The sequence below is a fragment of the Streptomyces sp. NPDC101166 genome (assembly GCF_044768125.1).
In the GTDB taxonomy this organism is placed as follows: Bacteria; Actinomycetota; Actinomycetes; order Streptomycetales; family Streptomycetaceae; genus Streptomyces.
This window is the reverse complement of the sequence record NZ_JBIWPF010000001.1, coordinates 408678-426181: the sequence shown is the minus strand read 5'-3', so window position 1 is coordinate 426181 and position 17504 is coordinate 408678. Positions and strand designations below refer to the sequence as shown.

Annotated in this window: 15 protein-coding genes and 1 pseudogene; 7 read left to right on the top strand and 9 right to left on the bottom strand. The window is 72.1% G+C overall.

Going from position 1 to position 17504, the window contains the following annotated elements; all coding sequences use genetic code 11:
- Positions 1 to 125: 125 nt before the first annotated feature.
- From ACIRS4_RS01880 to ACIRS4_RS01865, 4 genes are all read left to right on the top strand, one after another.
- The gene (locus ACIRS4_RS01880; protein WP_404188498.1) at positions 126 to 1010 is read left to right on the top strand and encodes a hypothetical protein; all 885 of its coding nucleotides are present in this window, start codon (positions 126 to 128) and stop codon (positions 1008 to 1010) included.
- A 137-nt stretch (positions 1011 to 1147) separates the two neighbouring features.
- Entirely contained in the window at positions 1148 to 1516 is a 369-nt protein-coding gene (locus ACIRS4_RS01875; protein ID WP_404188496.1) for a hypothetical protein, read from the top strand.
- 95 nt (positions 1517 to 1611) lie between these two features.
- On the top strand, positions 1612 to 3627 hold the full coding sequence (locus ACIRS4_RS01870) for an FAD-dependent oxidoreductase (RefSeq protein WP_404188494.1): 2016 nt from the start codon (positions 1612 to 1614) through the stop codon (positions 3625 to 3627).
- Positions 3628 to 3658: 31 nt separating this feature from the next.
- Positions 3659 to 4216, top strand: a complete 558-nt coding sequence (locus ACIRS4_RS01865; protein WP_404188491.1) for a PadR family transcriptional regulator — start codon at positions 3659 to 3661, stop codon at positions 4214 to 4216.
- Positions 4217 to 4235: 19 nt separating this feature from the next.
- Here the strand turns inward: ACIRS4_RS01865 and ACIRS4_RS01860 are convergent, their stop codons facing one another.
- Positions 4236 to 4775: a hypothetical protein gene (locus tag ACIRS4_RS01860; protein ID WP_404188488.1), complete on the bottom strand. Its 540-nt coding sequence runs from the start codon at positions 4773 to 4775 to the stop codon at positions 4236 to 4238.
- Between the two features lie 315 nt (positions 4776 to 5090).
- Between ACIRS4_RS01860 and ACIRS4_RS01855 the strand changes: the two genes are divergently transcribed.
- Entirely contained in the window at positions 5091 to 5804 is a 714-nt protein-coding gene (locus tag ACIRS4_RS01855; RefSeq protein ID WP_404188486.1) for a glycoside hydrolase family 75 protein, read from the top strand.
- 48 nt (positions 5805 to 5852) lie between these two features.
- On the opposite strand, the gene ACIRS4_RS01850 is transcribed toward ACIRS4_RS01855, so the two are convergent.
- From ACIRS4_RS01850 to ACIRS4_RS01830, 5 genes and pseudogenes are all read right to left on the bottom strand, one after another.
- Positions 5853 to 6299 carry a PTS-dependent dihydroxyacetone kinase phosphotransferase subunit DhaM gene (locus ACIRS4_RS01850; protein ID WP_404188483.1) on the bottom strand — a complete coding sequence of 149 codons (447 nt, stop codon included), beginning with the start codon at positions 6297 to 6299 and terminating at the stop codon, positions 5853 to 5855.
- 5 nt (positions 6300 to 6304) lie between these two features.
- Positions 6305 to 6904 (bottom strand): dihydroxyacetone kinase subunit DhaL, encoded by a 600-nt coding sequence (gene dhaL / locus ACIRS4_RS01845; RefSeq protein ID WP_404188480.1) that lies wholly within the window; start codon positions 6902 to 6904, stop codon positions 6305 to 6307.
- Between the two features lie 81 nt (positions 6905 to 6985).
- Entirely contained in the window at positions 6986 to 7978 is a 993-nt protein-coding gene (gene dhaK, locus ACIRS4_RS01840) for a dihydroxyacetone kinase subunit DhaK (RefSeq protein WP_404188478.1), read from the bottom strand.
- 324 nt (positions 7979 to 8302) lie between these two features.
- Entirely contained in the window at positions 8303 to 8722 is a 420-nt protein-coding gene (locus tag ACIRS4_RS01835) for a substrate-binding domain-containing protein (RefSeq protein ID WP_404189747.1), read from the bottom strand.
- Positions 8723 to 8760: 38 nt separating this feature from the next.
- A pseudogene (locus ACIRS4_RS01830) lies at positions 8761 to 8907 on the bottom strand (LacI family transcriptional regulator); the annotation flags it as partial.
- A gap of 449 nt (positions 8908 to 9356) precedes the next feature.
- Here ACIRS4_RS01830 and ACIRS4_RS01825 point away from each other — a divergent pair.
- On the top strand, positions 9357 to 10490 hold the full coding sequence (locus tag ACIRS4_RS01825) for a cellulose binding domain-containing protein (protein WP_404188475.1): 1134 nt from the start codon (positions 9357 to 9359) through the stop codon (positions 10488 to 10490).
- Between the two features lie 64 nt (positions 10491 to 10554).
- Here ACIRS4_RS01825 and ACIRS4_RS01820 read toward each other — a convergent pair whose 3' ends face one another.
- Genes ACIRS4_RS01820 through ACIRS4_RS01810 form a run of 3 tightly spaced genes read right to left on the bottom strand, consistent with a single transcriptional unit; the run spans position 10555 to position 14936 of the window.
- Positions 10555 to 11841, bottom strand: coding sequence for a cellulose binding domain-containing protein (locus ACIRS4_RS01820; RefSeq protein WP_404188472.1), 1287 nt, complete (start codon positions 11839 to 11841; stop codon positions 10555 to 10557).
- An 18-nt stretch (positions 11842 to 11859) separates the two neighbouring features.
- Positions 11860 to 13359, bottom strand: a complete 1500-nt coding sequence (locus ACIRS4_RS01815; RefSeq protein WP_404188470.1) for a glycoside hydrolase family 43 protein — start codon at positions 13357 to 13359, stop codon at positions 11860 to 11862.
- Complete coding sequence (locus ACIRS4_RS01810) at positions 13356 to 14936, bottom strand: glycoside hydrolase family 27 protein (protein WP_404189745.1); 1581 nt, start codon at positions 14934 to 14936, stop codon at positions 13356 to 13358. The genes ACIRS4_RS01815 and ACIRS4_RS01810 overlap by 4 nt, the downstream gene beginning before the upstream one ends.
- Positions 14937 to 15435: 499 nt before the next feature.
- Between ACIRS4_RS01810 and ACIRS4_RS01805 the strand changes: the two genes are divergently transcribed.
- On the top strand, positions 15436 to 17442 hold the full coding sequence (locus ACIRS4_RS01805; protein WP_404188467.1) for a flavin monoamine oxidase family protein: 2007 nt from the start codon (positions 15436 to 15438) through the stop codon (positions 17440 to 17442).
- Positions 17443 to 17504 lie beyond the last annotated feature (62 nt).

Here is a 17504-nt window from a genome sequence, read left to right as displayed (position 1 = left end):
TCACCGTCCGCATCGGTTCCCGAAATTGGTCTGTACATGACCCTTACTTGGGGGCCAGACTGACCGCCGACTGCGCCCCCCCCCGCAGAGCCGACCGCGCACCACACCCCCCGTAGAGGAGTCCCATGCCCCTGCGCCCTGCCCGCAGACACCGGCGCCCGGTCCGCGCCGCCCTGGTCGCGCTGGCCACCGCGGCCGTCACCGCCCTCTCCGCGGCCCCGCCCGCCGCGGCGGCCGACACCTGGACCGAGGTCGGCTCCGACCGCGCCGACCCGCTGACCGAGAGCCAGGGCCTGACCTCGGTGGAGGTCCCGGCGAACAGCGCCAACCGCTACACCGGCATCGGCACCATCCCGATCGGCGTGAGCACGCGCGGCTGGAACCACGTCGGCGACCCCGACGCCTCCTACGACGGCTACTACGTCGAGCCCTACCAGCGCGACTCGGGCGGCGCGAAGATGTTCCGCGTGCAGGCGCCCGGCGGCGCCTGGTCGGAGTACGTCCACGCGCTCAGCCCGGGGGAGGCCTCCAACAACTCCTGGGTGGCCCTCACGCCCGACGGCCAGTGGATGCTGGCGGGGGAGTGGGGCACCATGACCCGGCTGCTCGTCTTCCCCACCCCCGGCGTCAATCCCGCCACCTCGCCCTCGGCGAACCTCCCGCAGGCCGCCACCGTCCGCCTCGACCGCCCGGTGCGCGACGTCCAGGGCTGCGACTTCACCGGCCCGACCACGTTGCTGTGCTCCTCCGACGATCCGGCCGGCACCCTCTTCGGCATCACCAAGCCCCTCCTGCGCATCGACCTGTCGGCCACGCCGAACGGCGCCTCGGACGTGACCGGCCGGGTCACCGCCCTGCGTCAGCTGCCCCTGCGCAGCGGCTGCTCGGGCACGTTCGAGACGGAGGGCGTCGACTACGACCGCCGCACCGCCACCCTGCGTGTCATCGTCATCTCGCCGGGCTTCTGTGTGCTGACGGACAGCAAGACCTACCGCTTCACCCGGAGCTGAACCTCCGAGGGGCTGCAGCACCCGGGCGCGGGCGGCTCGCAGGGTCCGCGGCCGGAAAGTGGTGCTTTTCTTGGGATGTGGCGCGGTTCGCGGGGAACTCGCGCAACCGCGTCACCGTCATGAGAGGAGCGAACACGATGGATCGTGAGCGACCGCACGAGGAGTCCGTCTCCGTCGAGATCAGCGGATGCAGCAAGGAGGACGCCCGGGTCGTGTTCGACGCGCTGTGCGCGTGCTTCGAGTCGGACCGGTGCGCCGAGGACGTGCCCGAACAGATCCACGAGACCCGCCCGATGGTCTGGCTCGGCACCTTCGAGGTCACCGAAGCGCAGGAGTGCGCCAAGCCCACCAGGCTGTCGTCGTCGGTCGAGGCCGACGCGCAGGGCAGCTACTGGGCGATCGAACGGCTCCGTACGACGCTGGACTCCCTGTTCAGCGTGCGCGACCTCGCCTCGGCCTCCGGCGACCAGGAGCGGGAGCTGCACGTCCTGCTCGAGAGCCGGTGACCCTCGGCACACAAGGCCTGTTGTGCAACTAGTTGCATAAACCGTGCGCGGTCGTCTAGAACGGAAGGTGACGACACCGCGCACGGAGGCCTGCCTTGAGCCGATACCCGCACCTGCTGAGCCCGCTGGACCTCGGCTTCACCACACTGCCCAACCGGGTCCTGATGGGGTCCATGCACGTCGGCCTGGAAGAGGCCGAGCGCGGCTTCGAACGCATGGCCGCGTTCTACGCCGCCCGGGCCCGCGGGGGAGTGGGCCTCATCGTCACCGGCGGCATCGCCCCCAACGACGAGGGACGCCCCGGCGAAGGCGGCGCCAAGCTCACCACCGACGCGGAGGCCGAGCAGCACCGGACGGTCACCGACGCCGTGCACCGCGAGGGCGGCCGCATCGCGATGCAGATCCTGCACTTCGGCCGCTACGCCTACCACCCGGACCTCGTCGCCCCGAGCCCGCTCCAGGCCCCGATCAGCCCCTTCCAGCCCCGTGAGCTGAGCGACGCCGACATCGAGCGCACCATCGACGACTACGCCCGCACCGCCCGCCTCGCCCGGCAGGCCGGCTACGACGGCGTGGAGATCATGGGCTCCGAGGGCTACCTGATCAACGAGTTCATCGCCGCGCAGACCAACCGCCGCACCGACCGCTGGGGCGGCTCCTACGAGAACCGGATGCGCTTCCCCGTCGAGATCGTCCGCCGGGTCCGCGAGGCGGTCGGCGAGGACTTCATCGTCGTCTACCGGCTGTCCATGCTGGACCTCGTCCCCGGCGGCTCCACGCTGGAGGAGGTCGTCACCCTCGCCAAGGCCGTCGAGGCCGCCGGCGCGACGATCATCAACACCGGCATCGGCTGGCACGAGGCCCGCATCCCCACCATCGCCACCTCCGTCCCCCGCGGCGCGTACACCTGGGTGACCCAGCGGCTGATGGGCGAGGTGACCATCCCGCTCGTCACCACCAACCGCATCAACACCCCCGAACTCGCCGAGCGGTTGCTCGCCGAGGGCTGCGCGGACATGGTGTCGATGGCCCGCCCGATGCTCGCCGACCCCGACTTCGTCAACAAGGCGGCCGCCGGCACACCCGAGGCCATCAACACCTGCATCGGCTGCAACCAGGCATGCCTGGACCACACGTTCAGCGGCCGGATCACCTCCTGCCTGGTCAACCCGCGCGCCTGCCATGAGACCGAACTGACCCTCACCCCGACCCGCCTGCGCAAGCGGGTCGCGGTCGTCGGCGCGGGCCCGGCCGGCCTGGCGTGCGCCGTCTCCGCGGCCGAACGCGGCCACCAGGTCACGCTGTTCGACGCCGCGAGCGAGATCGGCGGCCAGCTCAACGTCGCCCGGAAGGTCCCCGGCAAGCAGGAGTTCGACGAGACCCTGCGCTACTTCCGCCACCAGCTCGACGCCCACGGCGTCGACGTACGCCTGAACACCGCGGTCGGCGCGAGCGACCTGAGCGACTTCCAGGAAGTCGTCGTGGCCACCGGCGTCAGTCCGCGCACCCCCGACATCCCCGGCGTCGACCACCCCAGCGTCGTCGGATACCTGGACGTCCTGCGCGGGGACGCGCACGTCGGCGACCGCGTCGCGATCCTGGGCGCCGGCGGCATAGGCTTCGACGTGGCGGAGTTCCTCACCGACGGTGGCGACAAGGCGAGCGAGGACCCGGCGACGTACTTCCGCCACTGGGGCGTCGACATGGACTACGCCGCCCCCGGCGGCCTCGCCGCGCCCGAACGGCCCGCCCCCACGCGCACCGTCCACCTGCTCCAGCGCAAGACCGGCAAGGTCGGCGCCGGCCTGGGCAAGACCACCGGCTGGATCCACCGCACCGAACTCAAGCACCGCGGCGTCACCATGGTCCCCGGCGTCCGCTACGACCGCATCGACGACGCCGGACTCCACATCACCGTCGGCGAGGAGTCCACCGTCCTCGAAGTCGACACCATCGTGCTGTGCACCGGTCAGGACCCCCGCCGGGGCCTCCACGACGAGCTGCTCGCCGCGGGCGTGAACGCGCACCTCGTCGGCGGCGCGGACGTGGCCGCTGAACTCGACGCCAAGCGCGCGATCAAGCAGGGCACCGAGCTGGCGGCGGCACTGTAGGCGGCCCGCCGCCCGTCCCTAGGATGACCCCATGTCACTCCCGCACGCGATCCTCACCGCCCTGCTCGAGAAGCCGTCGTCGGGGCTGGATCTGACCCGCCGGTTCGACAAGTCGATCGGCTACTTCTGGTCGGCGACGCACCAGCAGATCTACCGCGAGCTGGGGAGACTGGAGGCCGAGGGCCACATCCGCGCCCTCCCGGCGCGGCAGCCGGCCCGCGGGCAGCGCAAGAGCTACGAGGTCCTGCCCGCGGGCCGCGCCGAACTCGCCCGGTGGACCGCCGCCGCGCAGGACCCCAAGCCGCACCGCGACGCCCTGCTGCTGCGCCTGCGCGCCGCCGCCGTCGTCGGCACCGCCGGCCTCGAAGCCGATCTGCGACGCCATCTCGACCTGCACCGAAGGCAGTTGGCCGAGTACGAGGAGATCGAGCAGCGCGACTTCCCGCCCGGACGCGACAGCGCGCAGGCCAGGCTCCAGCACCTGGTCCTGCGCGCGGGCATCGAACTGGAGACCTTCTGGACCCAGTGGCTCGCCCAAGCCGTGGAACAACTCCCGCAGCTGCCGGAGCCTGAGGAGGGCACAGCGTAGAGCCGCGTGGGCGGCGTGATCAGTAGCGGTACGGCTTCGAGCGGCTGCGCAGGTACCAGGCCGCGCCGATAAGGCCGGAGCCCGCCAAGGCGCCGCCCAGCACCAGGGTCACCGGGCCGAAGTCGCGGACGGTGCCCCCCACGCCGCCCATGACGCCCCGCGACGGGGCGGCGGTGCTGGAGATCGTCGGGGTGGACGCGGTGGACACGATCACCGACTGGGTGCCCGCGTTCGAGCCGCTCGCGCACACCACGGTGACCGTGTACGTGCCCGGCACGACGCCGGACCAGGCGGCGGACTGGCTGACGGTGGTGCCCGACAGCGCCACCTGGCGCCCTTGGGCGAAGCTCGACTGGCCGCTGGTCAGCAGCGCCGCCGTGCCCCAGCTGCCGTTGATCTGGGCGCACGAGCTGGTCACCACGGACACCGTGGAGCCGGTCGTGCTGACGGAGATGCCCGAGACCCGCGCAGCGGCGGGCGGGGCGGTCACGGAGAGCGGGAGCGCGGCGGCGGCCGCCACGGTCAGTCCGCCCTGCACGAGGAGACGGGAGATGCGCATCGGATGTCCTCCGGCGGCGGCACGGTTGGCGGTACATCCCTTGCGCCGCCGAGGGTCGGGTACGCCCGTGCTGCCTCAGGGGCAGCCAACGTGCCCCGGGCCGGGCGCGCACCCCGGCGGCCCCCGGCCAGGTGACACGGCCCCGCGGAATCCTCCGGACGGCTCACCCGGGATGCGCGCCGCCACAGTTCGGTGCGTTCGTGCCGGCCCGTGCGGGCGGGTGCCCCGGACGGCCGCCCGTGGGTGGCCGCCGGGCACGACCGACACCACATTAGGTCGGGTGTTCGCCCCGTCCCCCGAACGAAGGTCCCCATCGTGCGCCTCCCCGCCCTGACGCTGGCCGCCGCCGGCCTCGCCCTGCTGGCCCCGGCCGCCGCACTCGCCGCCCCCGCCCGACCTGCGTTCGACCTCCCGCGGAGCCCGGCCGAGCGCTACGAGGGCGCCGTGTCCGCCGCCGCCCTGCTCGCCCGGGTGCGCGACTGCGCCCCCGTCTCCCACGGGAACTACCGCAGCGACGCCGGGGCCGCCGCCACGATCCCGGTCTGCGGCGCCGACGGCGTCGTCTTCTGGAAGGCCGACATGGACATCGACTGCGACGGCCGCGCCGGCACGCGCTGCAACAGCGCCAATGACCCGTCGTTCCTCTCCGCCACGGCCTTCCAGCAGTCCGACGGCCGCTATCTGAGCGCGGAGAATTTGCCGTACATCGTCGTGCCCGCCCCGAGCGCCGTCTGGGACTACCGCGCGCACGGAGTGTCCGGCGGTTCCGTCGCGGCCGTCGTCCACCAGGACCGGGTGCAGTACGCCGTCGTCGGCGACGTCGGCCCCAGCGGCATCATCGGCGAGGCGTCGTACGCCACCGCCCAGGCCCTCGGCGTCAACCCCGACCCGCGTACCGGTGGCGTGGCCTCCGGAGTGACGTACATCGTCTTCAAGAACTCCCGGGCCGCCCCCATCGAGAGCCACGCGTCCGCCGTCGCGACGGGCGAGCGACTGGCACGCGCGTTCGTCTCGACGGGCGCTCAGTGAGGAGCGGGGGAGCGGCCGCGGGACCGCTCACGCGGCCGCCCTTCACCCTCATGCCTTGCGGTAGGCGTACGCCTCGACGGCCGCCGCCTCCACCGCGTCGAGGTCGGCTCCCGTGGCCGCCGTGACGACCGCGGCCACCGCGCCCTCCACGAACGGCGCGTCCACCAGGCGGGTCCCGGCGGGCAGCTCGTCGCCCTCGGCGAGCAGGGCCTTCACGGTGAGCACGGCGCTGCCGAGATCGGTGAGCACGGCGACCCCGGCCCCGCGGTCCACGGAGGCGGCCGCGGCCGAGATCAGCTCCGCGCTCGTGCCCAGCCCGCCGGCCTCGGTGCCGCCCGCCGGTGCGACCGGCACGCCGCTCGCTCCCCCGGCGAGGCCGCGCGCCAGCTCGGCCACTGAGGCGGCCACGTGCGCGCTGTGCGACACCAGCACGATCCCGACCGGCTTGTCGCCGCCCGCGGCCGCCTCCCCGCCGGCCGCCTTGACGTCTCCCACGCCCCTCACTTCCCGCCGGCTTCCGCGAGCCCGGCGATGAGCAGCGCCGCCGAGGTGGCCCCCGGGTCCTGGTGCCCGATGCTGCGCTCGCCCAGATAGCTGGCCCTGCCCTTGCGGGCCTGGAGGGGCGTCGTCGCCTCCGCGCCCCGCTCGGCCGCGGTGCGCGCGGCCTCGAAGCCCTCACCGAGGGCCTCCAGCGCGGGCGCCAGCGCGTCGATCATCGTCTTGTCGCCGGGTGCGGCCCCGCCGAGCTGCATCACCGCGTCCACGCCCTCCCTCAGCGCCTGCGCGAGCTGCTCCTCGCTCACCTCCGCCGCGTCGCCCAGCGCCTTGCCGGTCCGCCGCAGCAGCGTGCCGTAGAGCGGGCCCGAGGCCCCGCCGACGGTGGAGATCAACTGCCGACCCGCCAGCACGAGGACGGCGCCGGGGGCCGCGGGCGCCTCCTTCTCCAGCGCGGCGGTCACGGCAGTGAACCCCCGCTGGAGGTTGCTGCCGTGGTCGGCGTCCCCGATGGGCGAGTCGAGAGCCGTGAGCCGGTCCGCCTCACGCTGGACGGAGGCGGCCGTCACCGCCATCCAACGGCGGAAGAAATCGGCGTCGAGCACGGGAACTCCTTGCCTGGTAGGTACGTCGGAAGGCGATGCGCCTCGGTGCGCGCACACGCCTCAGGTGCGTTCACCCGCCGGTCACATGCCCCAGCGCAACCCGGGCGTCTTCACCGGCGCGTCCCACAGCCGCAGCAGATCCTCGTCGACCCGGCACAGGGTGACGGACGCGCCGGCCATGTCGAGGGAGGTGACGTAGTTGCCGACGAGCGTGCGGGCGACGGCCACCCCGCGCTCGCCGAGCACCCGCTGCACCTCGGCGTTGAAGCCGTACAGCTCCAGCAGCGGCGTCGCGCCCATGCCGTTGACCAGCACGAGGACCGGGTCGCGCGGCGGCATGTCCTCCAGGATCGCGTGGACGGCGAAGTCGGCGATCTCCCCGGAGGTCATCATCGCGCGCCGCTCCCGCCCCGGCTCGCCGTGGATGCCGATGCCCAGCTCCAGCTCACCGACGGGCAGATCGAAGGTGGGGCTGCCCTTGGCGGGCGTCGTGCACGCGCTGAGCGCCACTCCGAAGCTGCGGGAGTTCTCGTTCACCTGCCGGGCGATCGACTCCACCCGCTCCAGCGGCTGCCCCTCCTCGGCCGCCGCGCCCGCGATCTTCTCCACGAACAGCGTCGCGCCCGTACCGCGCCGGCCGGCCGTGTAGAGGCTGTCGGTCACGGCGACGTCGTCGTCGACGAGCACCTTCGCGACCTGGATGCCCTCGTCCTCGGCGAGTTCGGCCGCCATGTCGAAGTTGAGCACGTCACCGGTGTAGTTCTTCACCACGAACAACACCCCGGCGCCGCTGTCCACCGCGGCCGCAGCCCGCGCCATCTGGTCGGGCACCGGAGAGGTGAAGACCTCCCCGGGGCAGGCCGCCGAGAGCATCCCGGGACCGACGAACCCCCCGTGCAACGGCTCGTGCCCCGAGCCGCCGCCCGACACCAGCGCCACCTTCCCGGACACGGGCGCGTCCCTCCGCACCACCACCCGGTTCTCCACGTCGACGGCCAGGTCGGGATGGGCGGCGGCCATACCGCGCAGCGCGTCCGCCACCACGGTCTCCGGGACGTTGATCAACATCCTCATGGGTATCTCCTCGCGAGCTCAGCGCTGGGGCTCAGGGCCTGTGTCTTCGCAGTTCACCGACAGTGAGAGCAGTTGTCGATCTTGGCGCTCCACAGCGGTCCGAGGCGGGTCGTGGCGGGTGCGGTACCGACTCGATGCCCACTGTGGTGACGGGGCGTCAGGTGCTGACGGGCACCCGGGGGGACGGTCGTCCGTCCCGTCTACTGGCAGTATCGACCTTGCGGCGGCGAAGGTCACCTGCAACGGTGGGGATTTCGCCGTGTAGCGTCCAGTGGACGGAGTGTGATGAGCACTCCGGCGCGCGCAGGGCCGAGCGGCGGGCGGTCACGGGATGTTCCTCCGACGGGCGGGGAGACGGGTGGACCTGCGGGGGGTCAGGGCCGGCTGCACGAGACGACGGCGGTGCACGCCGTTGCGGGTGTTGATGAGGGCGATCAGGAGGTCCGCCGCCTCGTCGCCCACCCGGTCGGGCCGGAGGCTGACCGTGGTGACGGGTGGGGTCGTCGCCGCGTAGTCCGGATGCTCACTGACGCACGCCACCAGCAGGTCCCGCCGCACCCGAAGCCCGTGCCGCCGGGCGGCGGCGAGGATGTTGTGACCGGAGCCGGAGTGGACGCCGGCGATGGCGTCGGGGCGCGGGTCGCGGTCGAGCAGCCGGCCGGCCGCGCCCCCCGCTCGGCCGTGAAGCAGTCGGGCAGCGTGGCGAACTCCTCCACCAGGGCGGGCGCGCCGTGTTCGCCGCACCACGACGCGTAGGCGCGTCCGATCAGGTGCGGGTACGCGTCGTCGTGGCGGGGCAGGGTGAGCCCGATCCGGCGGGCGCCGGACTCCGCGAGGTGGTCGGGCGGAAGCCGCAGTCCCGCTTCGTGGTCGGTGTCGACCCACGCGTCGTACCAGTGCGGCTGGGGCGGCCGGCCTTCGCAGACCATCGGTATCCCGCGTTCCAGAAGGAGGGAACGCACGGGGTCGTCGGCGCGCGGCCCGACGTGGATGACGCCGTCCATCGGAGTGTTGAGCCACATCCGCGGTGACAGGGAACTCGGCATCACCATGAGCAGGTAGCCACGCTCGTGCGCCGCCGCCATCGCGCTCAACGCCAACTGCGCGTAGTAGGGGATCTCGGTGTACGGGACGGGAAGGTCGCCGTACGTCGTCATGGTCAGGCCGAGCACCCCGGAGCCGCCGTGGGCCACCCCGGGGCGGCTTGCGGACGTCTCGGCAGGGCCTGCCGCAGGACCCGACGACAGGGTTGTCATGGGCATGACTAAGTCCTACAGTCCGCAGCAGATGGAGATTTGGGAGCGCTCCCAAAGCGGGGGTGACGGGAGCGCCGGCACCACACCCGAACACAGGCCGTACCGTCGGAAAGAGGCCCCGCATGCAACCTTTACCGCGCCTTCTGTCCACCCTGCGCGGCGCGTTGGGCGCGCTGGTGACCGCGCTCGCCGTCATCGCCGCACTCGTCGCCGCCACACCGCCCGCCCAGGCCGACACCACGGTCTGCGAAGAGTTCGGCTCGAGCGTCGTCCAGGGGCGCTACGTCGTCCAGAACAACCGCTGGAACACCAGCGCGACACAGTGCGTCACCACCACCGACAACGGCTTCCGGGTCAGCCGGGCCGACGGTTCCGTGCCGACGAACGGCGCACCGAAGTCGTACCCTTCCGTCTTCAACGGCTGCCACTACACCAACTGCTCACCGGGGACGAGGCTCCCGGCGCAGCTCGCCGGCATCTCGAGCGCGCCGAGCAGCATCTCCTACGGCTACGTCGGTGATGCCGTGTACAACGCCTCGTACGACATCTGGCTGGACCCGACGCCCCGCACGGACGGTGTGAACCAGACCGAGATCATGATCTGGCTCAACAAGGTGGGCCCGATCCAGCCGATCGGCTCCCAGGTCGGCACGGCCACCGTGGGCGGACGCTCCTGGCAGGTCTGGTCGGGCAGCAACGGCACCAACCGTGTGCTGTCCTTCGTCGCCCCCTCGGCGATCGGCAGCTGGAGCTTCGACGTGATGGACTTCGTCCGGCAGGCCGTGGCCCGCGGGCTGGCTCAGAACAGCTGGTACCTCACGAGTGTCCAGGCCGGTTTCGAGCCCTGGCAGAACGGCACGGGGCTGAGCGTGAGCTCCTTCTCGTCCACCGTCAACACCACGGGCGGTCCGGGCGGTCCGGGCGGTCCGGGCGGTTCCACGGCTTGCACGGTGTCGTATGCCACGAACGTGTGGCAGGCGGGCTTCACCGCGAACGTCACCGTCGCGAACACCGGTTCGGCACCCGTCGACGGCTGGCGCCTCGCCTTCACCCTGCCCTCCGGCCAGCAGATCACCAGCGCCTGGAACGCCTCCGTCCTCCCCTCCTCGGGAGCCGTCACGGCGAGCGGCCTGGCGCACAACGCGAGCATCGCCCCCGGCGGCAGCCAGACCTTCGGCTTCCAGGGCGGCTACAGCGGCGCCTTCGCCGCGCCGGCCGCCTTCAGCCTGAACGGCACGGCCTGCACCAAGGCGTGACCTGACCGGCGCCGGGCGCGCACGAGCGTGCCCGGCGCCGGAGCTGCCGTGTGGCCGCTTCAGCTCATGTGGCGGCGCAGGCTGTGCCGTTGAGGGTGAAGGAGCCAGGCGGGGCGGTGTTGCCGGTGTGGCTGGCCTGGAAACCGATGCCGACGGACGCACCGGGGGCGATGGTGGCGTTGTGGGCGACGTTCCTGGCCGTCACCCGGCCGGAGGCCGGCGAGTAGTCGGCGTTCCAGCCGGAGGTGACGCGCTGGCCGTCGGGCAGGGTGAAGACCAGCGACCAGCCGTCGATCGCGGTGGCGCCGGTGTTGGTGAGGGTGATGTTCGCCGTCAGACCGGTGTTCCACGCGCTGACGGCGGCGGTGACCCGGCAGGCGCCGGTCCCCGGTGACGGCTCGGTGGTCTGGAACTGCGTGAAGAACTTCCACACCTCTCCCGGCACCCAGGTCCTGCCGCTGTCACCGGGCGCTCCGTCGCGGGGAGCGGCGATGTGCCCTTCGTCGAACGCGGCCCACGCGACGGGATGCCCGGCCGAGCAGCCCGAGTAGGCGGTGATGCGGTGCGTGAGGCTGCCCTGCGCGGGCTCGGGCGGGTTCTGGGGGCTGCAGCCGTTGTTCCTGACGAACGTGTCCCGCATCGCCCGTCCGCCGGAGATGCCGAGGACGTTGTCCCTGAGGCCGTGCACTCCGAGGTAGGCGATGGGCTGCGTTCCGCCGCTGCATCCGCTGAGCTGCCCGCCGCTCTGCACCGCGACCGCGCGGAAGACCGACGCGCGGGAACAGGCGAGTGCGTACGACATGGCGGCGCCGTAGCTGAACCCCAGAGCGAAGCGCTGGGTCGTGTCGACGCACAGGTCCGACTCGATGCGCCGGAGTATGTCGTCGACGAGGGCGACGTCCTCGCCGCCGGAGTTGGCCCAGCCGTTGTTGAGGCCCTGGGGTGCGACGAAGACGGCGCTGTTGTTCGCCAGTCGCTGGAGTCCGTAGTAGGCCCAGGTGCCCGTTTCCACGGTGCGGCCCGTGGCGACGTCGGTGGAGGTTCCGCCGAGCCAATGGAACCCGAAGACCAGCCGGTAGGCGTGGTTGCGGTCGTAACCGTCCGGGACCCGCAGGATGAAGCTGCGGTTCTTGCCGCCGCTCTGGATCGTGTACGTACCGCTCGTCAGGGTGGGCGCCTTGCCGCAGCCGGGGCTCGCGGCAGCGGCGCGCAGGGGTGCGGCAGCCGTCCCGGAGGCCGTGGGCCCGGGGTTCCCGCCCTGGCCGAGACCCAGTGCCGTGCCGCCCAGGCTCAGGACGACCAGCACCGCGACCAAGGCGGGCCATAAGAGGGATCGTGTCCTTGTCGTCATGCAACTGCCCTTCTGTGGTTACCGGGGTGCCGTCGTGGTGGCGGCCGGAGTGCGGGAGGCGCCGGGGGCGAACTGCCACCAGTTCATGTTCAGGAGGTAGCCGCTGCCGCCGCTGAACCGCAGGTGGAGATCCTGGGTTCCGGCCGCGCCGGCGACCGGGCAGGTCACCGTCGTCCAGCTCTGCCAGCCCCCGGTGTTCGGCACGGAGCAGCGGCCCACGACCGTCCCGTTCGGGGAACCCAGGCGCAGTTCGACGGTCCCGCCGCCGCTGCCCGAGGCCACGCGCGCGGTGAAGGAGGACGCGCCCGGCCCGAAGGCCACGCCCTTGACCTTGATGTAGTCGCCGGTCTCGATCCAGCCGACGTTCATTCCGCCCTCGCCGGCCGCTTCGGTCTCGATCCCGGATCCCCAGGCGAGCGTCTCGGCCTCCTGGCGTACGTACGGGTTGAGCGTGCCGTTCTGAGGAGCGCCGCCGCTCGTCATGTTGATCACCGGGAGCGTGCCGTCGGCGTTGTAGGCGAACCTCTCCACCGCTACCGAGCGGGTGAAGCCACCGCCGCCCGGGAGTGCGCCGTTGTGGTAGAAGAAGTACGAACTGCCCTTGAAGTCCACGATCCCGGGGTGGTTGGTGAAGCTGCTGCCCTGGGTGGGCATGACCGTCCCGCGGTAGGTCCAGGGCCCGGTCGGGCCGGGCGCCGTGGAGTAGGCGATGAACTCGGAGCAGCACTTGGCCGCGAACACCATGTAGTACAGGCCGTTGCGCTTGTAGACCCAGGGTCCCTCCTCGTACAGCGTGGGACGGTTGGGGTCACCGGTGCGGGTGCCGAAGCCCGCGGTGGTGAGCGGGATCCTGGTGGGGCTGCCCGAGTAGGACGTCATGTCTGGGTTCAGCCTGACGTACGTCAGATTCGGGTTGCCCCAGTACAGGTAGGCCTGGCCGCCGTCGTCGATGAAGACGGTCGGGTCGATCTCCCCGTTCTCCACCAGCGGACGGCCGAGGGCGTCCCGGAACGGGCCGGTGGGGCTGTCCGACACCGCCACGCCGATGGCCATCCGGCCGGTCGCCCGGTTCTTGACGGGCACGTACCAGTAGAACCGGCCGCCTCGCTCCACGGCCTGTCCGGCCCACGCGTCGGCGGACGCCCAGCTGAAGGTGGCCAGGCTGAGGGGCGAACCGTGGTCGGTCCAGTTGACCATGTCGGCGGAGGACCACACCCGCCAGTCCTTCATGGTGAAGTAGGTGGAGCCGTCCTCGTCGTGCCCGGTGTAGAGGTAGACCCGCCCGTTGTGGACCAAGGGGGCCGGGTCGGCGGTGTAGACGTGCTGGACGATGGGGTTGTCGGCCCGGGCGGCGGTGGGGGCGACCGCGGCGGGAACGACGGCGAACGCCAGCAGCAGGCCCAGGGTCCAGGTGACTGCCCGGGTGAGCCTGGTGCCGGCGACGGGTGACGGCCGAGCCGGGATCGTCGTGGCGCCCACGGGCGGACGAGCCGTCGGCGGGTGCGCTGCGTCCCTCATGTGCGGCTCCACTTCTGGGTGGTCCGGCCGTTGCAGCTCCACAGGACCAGCCGCGTTCCGTTGGCGGTGCCGGCCCGGTCGGCGTCGAGGCACAGCCCGGCGTGGACGTTGCGGATCGAACCGTCGGAGCCGACGGTCCACTTCTGGTTGTTCTGGCCGTTGCACGTCCAGGTGATGACCCGGGTGCCGTCGGTGGTTCCCTGGTTGTAGGCGTCCAGGCACTTGTCGCCGAAGACGCGGATCTCGCCGCCGGCCCAGGTGGTCCACAGCTGGCCGGCGGCCGTGTGGCAGTCCCAGAGCACCGCCGCGGCCCCGGCCGCTGTGGAGGCGTTGTCCACGTCCAGGCAGCGGCCCGACGCGTTGCCGCGCAGCCGCGAGGTGGTGGCGGCCAGCGGGCTGCCGCCGGTCACCCGGAACACCGCCACACCGTGCGCGGGGACGCCGGCCGAGATCTGCCCGGATGTGCTCGAGGTGCCGCCGGTCCACAGGTCCGTGAGGCTGAACGGCCCGCCGGACAGCCCGACCTGCGCGGCCGAGGCGGTGACCGTCGCGGCGTTGGAGCCGCGGTTGAACAGGCCGACCGCGACCGAGCCGTCGGCGAGGGGTTTGGCGAACACCTCGGTGCTGCCGTCGTCGCGCACCCTCCGTCCGCCCGCGCCCAGCGGGTCCTGGTTCACCGCCAGCAGCCGCGGGTTGCGCAGGATCGCGCTCACGTCGGCGGACATGGTGCGGATGTCGTTGCCCGCCATGAGCGGGGCGCTCAGCAGCGCCCACAGGGCGAAGTGGGAACGGGACTCGGTCAGGGACAGGCCGGGGCGGCCCACGACCAGCATGTCCGGATCGTTCCAGTGCCCCGGACCCGACTGGGCGGCCAGGGGAGCGGTGATGTCGAGGACGTTGCCGACGCCCATCGGATAGCTGTTGGTGTTGCCGTTCTGCCAGATGTCGAGCAGGTCCTCGGTCGTGCGCCAGAGGTCGGCGACCTCGCCCCAGTTGTAGGTGGCGCCGGTGATGGCGTGGAAGCTGTTGGGGTTGATGCTGTAGACGATGGGCCGCCCGGTGGCGCGCAGGGCGTTGCGCATCAGCGTGAACCGCGCGACCTGCTCGTCACGGGTGCCGCTGGAGGAACACCAGTCGTACTTGAGGTAGTCGACGCCCCACGACGCGAACGCGGCGGCGTCCTGGGCCTCGTGTCCCCTGCTGCCCGTCGACCCGGGATAGGCGCCGGTGGTCTGCGCGCACGTGCGGTCGCCCGGCACCTGGTAGATGCCGAACTTCAGGCCCTTGCCGTGGATGTAGTCGCCGAGGGCCTTCATCCCGCTCGGGAACTTGGACGGGTTGGCGCGCAGGTTGCCGGCCGCGTCGCGCTGCGGGTCGAACCAGCAGTCGTCGACCACCACGTACCGGTAGCCGGCGTCGCGCATGCCCGAGGAGGCCATCGCGTCGGCGGCCTGGCGGACCTGGGCCTCGGTGATCCCGCAGCCGAAGCTGTTCCAGCTGTTCCAGCCCAGGGGTGGCGTGAGCGCGGGACTGCCGGGCGCGGCGGCCGAGGCGGCGGAGTGCGCGGAGGCCGTCATGGACGCGGTGACCGTGAGTGCGGCGGCCGCGAGGAGTCGGAGCAGTCGTCGTCCGCCTGATCGTCTGGGTCTGCGCACCGGGGACTCCTTTCGGTGGCGTTATGTCAAGTTCATGACATTCGAGGCGTGCTCGCACTTTCGATGCGTCGTTCGGAAAGTCAGGCGTCACGGATACTAGAGAGGCGTCCCGGCATGTCAACATCCTCCGACGTCCGGACTCCGCAGTGCGCTCCTCGGGCTGCTCAAGCACGCCGCTGACCTGTGACACTCGATGGGTGGGGTGCGGCATCCCGCCTCGACTCAGCTTCGAATGTTTCGACTGAGCCGACGAATCATGCGACCGTGCATGGCTCGGAGGGCTTCACCGTAGGCGGCGCGGTCGACGCCCCGACGGAGCGGTCCTGTCGGGGCGTCAGGGTTTGCCGGCCGTTCGCTCCTTCGGGTCAACGCCGGTGCGAAGGCCGGGTGTCCGGTGACCGCCGCCAGTACAAAGACCGCCATGACTGAAGATCACGCGGATGCGCGCTCAGACGGCGGTCTCTCCCGGCGGACCTTCGCGGCGGCGACCGGCACGGCCACCGTGGCGACGGCCCTGACCGGCGGTGTCGCCGCGGCTCTGCCCGCACCGGCCGTCCCCGCCTCCGCCCCGACCGGGCGTCGTGCCACCGACTTCGACCGGTGCCTCGCCGTCGCCCGCGCCCTCCTCGTACTGGACTCCCACGACCGTCCCCTCGTCCCGCGCTACCAGCGCGCCCTCCAGGAGGGGCTGCCGGCCCACCGACGGACACAGCCCAAGGAGGTCCTGGTCGTGGGCGCCGGCCCGGCCGGTCTGGTGGCCGCCTGGCTGCTGAAGCGGGCAGGTCACCGGGTGACCGTCCTGGAGGCCAACGGCAACCGTGCGGGCGGGCGGATCAAGACCTTCCGCAGCGGCGGCCACGAACGCGCCGAGCAGCCCTTCGCCGACCCCCGCCAGTACGCCGAGGCGGGTGCCATGCGCATCCCCGGCAGCCACTCCCTGGTGATGGAGCTGATCGACCAGTTCGGTCTGAAGAAGCGGCGCTTCCACTACGTCGACGTCGACACCGAGGGACGTCCGGCCAACCGCACCTGGATCCACGTCAACGGCATCCGTGTGCGGCGCGCCGACTACGCCCGCGCGCCCCGGCGCGTGAACCGGTCCTTCGGCGTCCCCAAGGCCCGCTGGGACACCCCGGCCGCCGTCATCCTGCGCTCCGCGCTGGACCCGGTGCGCGACGAGTTCAGTTACGTCGACCGCGACGGCAAGCGGGTCGCCAAGCCGCTCCCCGAGCGGCTGCGGGGCTGGGCCCGCGTGGTGCAGCGGTTCGGCGACTGGTCGATGTTCCGCTTCCTGACCGAGCACGCGGGCCTCGACGAGCGGACCATCGACCTGATCGGCACGCTGGAGAACCTCACGTCACGGCTCCCGCTCTCCTTCATCCACAGCTTCATCGGCTCCTCCCTCATCAGCCCCGACACGCCGTTCTACGAGTTGGAGGGCGGTACGGCCGTACTGCCGGACGCCCTGCTGCGACGCGTGCGCGAGGAGGTGCGGTTCGACCGCCGGGTCACGCGCCTCGAGTACCACCATCCCGACCGAGCCTCGTCGGACACCGAGCACGTCCGCGACAAGGGGCCGCACGTGTGGGTGGACACCGTGTCCGAGGGCCGTGGCGGTCCCGTCGTGCGCGAGCAGTTCACCGCGGACGCCGCCGTCATCACCGTGCCGTTCTCCGGGCTGCGCCACGTCCAGATCGCCCCGCAGATGTCGTACCGCAAGCGCCGTGCGGTGGCCGAGCTGCACTACGACAGCGCGACCAAGGTGCTGCTGGAGTTCAGCCGCCGCTGGTGGGAGTTCGACGAGGCCGACTGGAAGCGTGAGCTGAACGCCGTCCGTCCGGGCCTGTACGACGCCTACCGCACCGGCCGCGCCACCGCGGACGGCAGCCTCCTCGGCGCCCATCCCTCCGTGCCCGGCGGGCACATCACGGCGGGTCAGCGCACCCACTACGCCGCCCACCGCGCGGTCGCGCGCGACCAGCCGGAGGCGGTCGACGTCGTGGGCGGCGGCTCGGTCTCGGACAACGCCAACCGGTTCATGTTCCACCCCTCCCACCCGGTTCCGGGCAGTTCCGGCGGGGTGGTCCTGGCCTCCTACAGCTGGGCGGACGACGCGCTGCGCTGGGACTCCCTGGACGACGAGGCGCGTTACCCGCACGCTCTGTGCGGCCTGCAGCAGGTCTACGGCCGGCGCATCGAGGTCTTCTACACCGGCGCGGGCCGCACCCAGAGCTGGCTGCGTGATCCCTACGCCTACGGGGAGGCCTCCGTGCTCCTGCCCGGGCAGCACACGGAGCTGCTGACCGCCATCCCCGCCGCCGAAGGCCCGTTGCACTTCGCCGGCGACCACACGTCCGTCAAGCCGGCCTGGATCGAGGGAGCGGTGGAGTCCGCGGTGCGTGCGGCCCTGGAGATCCACACGGCGTGAGCCGCCCGGCCTCCTGGGCCGGGACGCGCGGAGGGGCCCCGGCGCGACGATGTCCGGGCCCC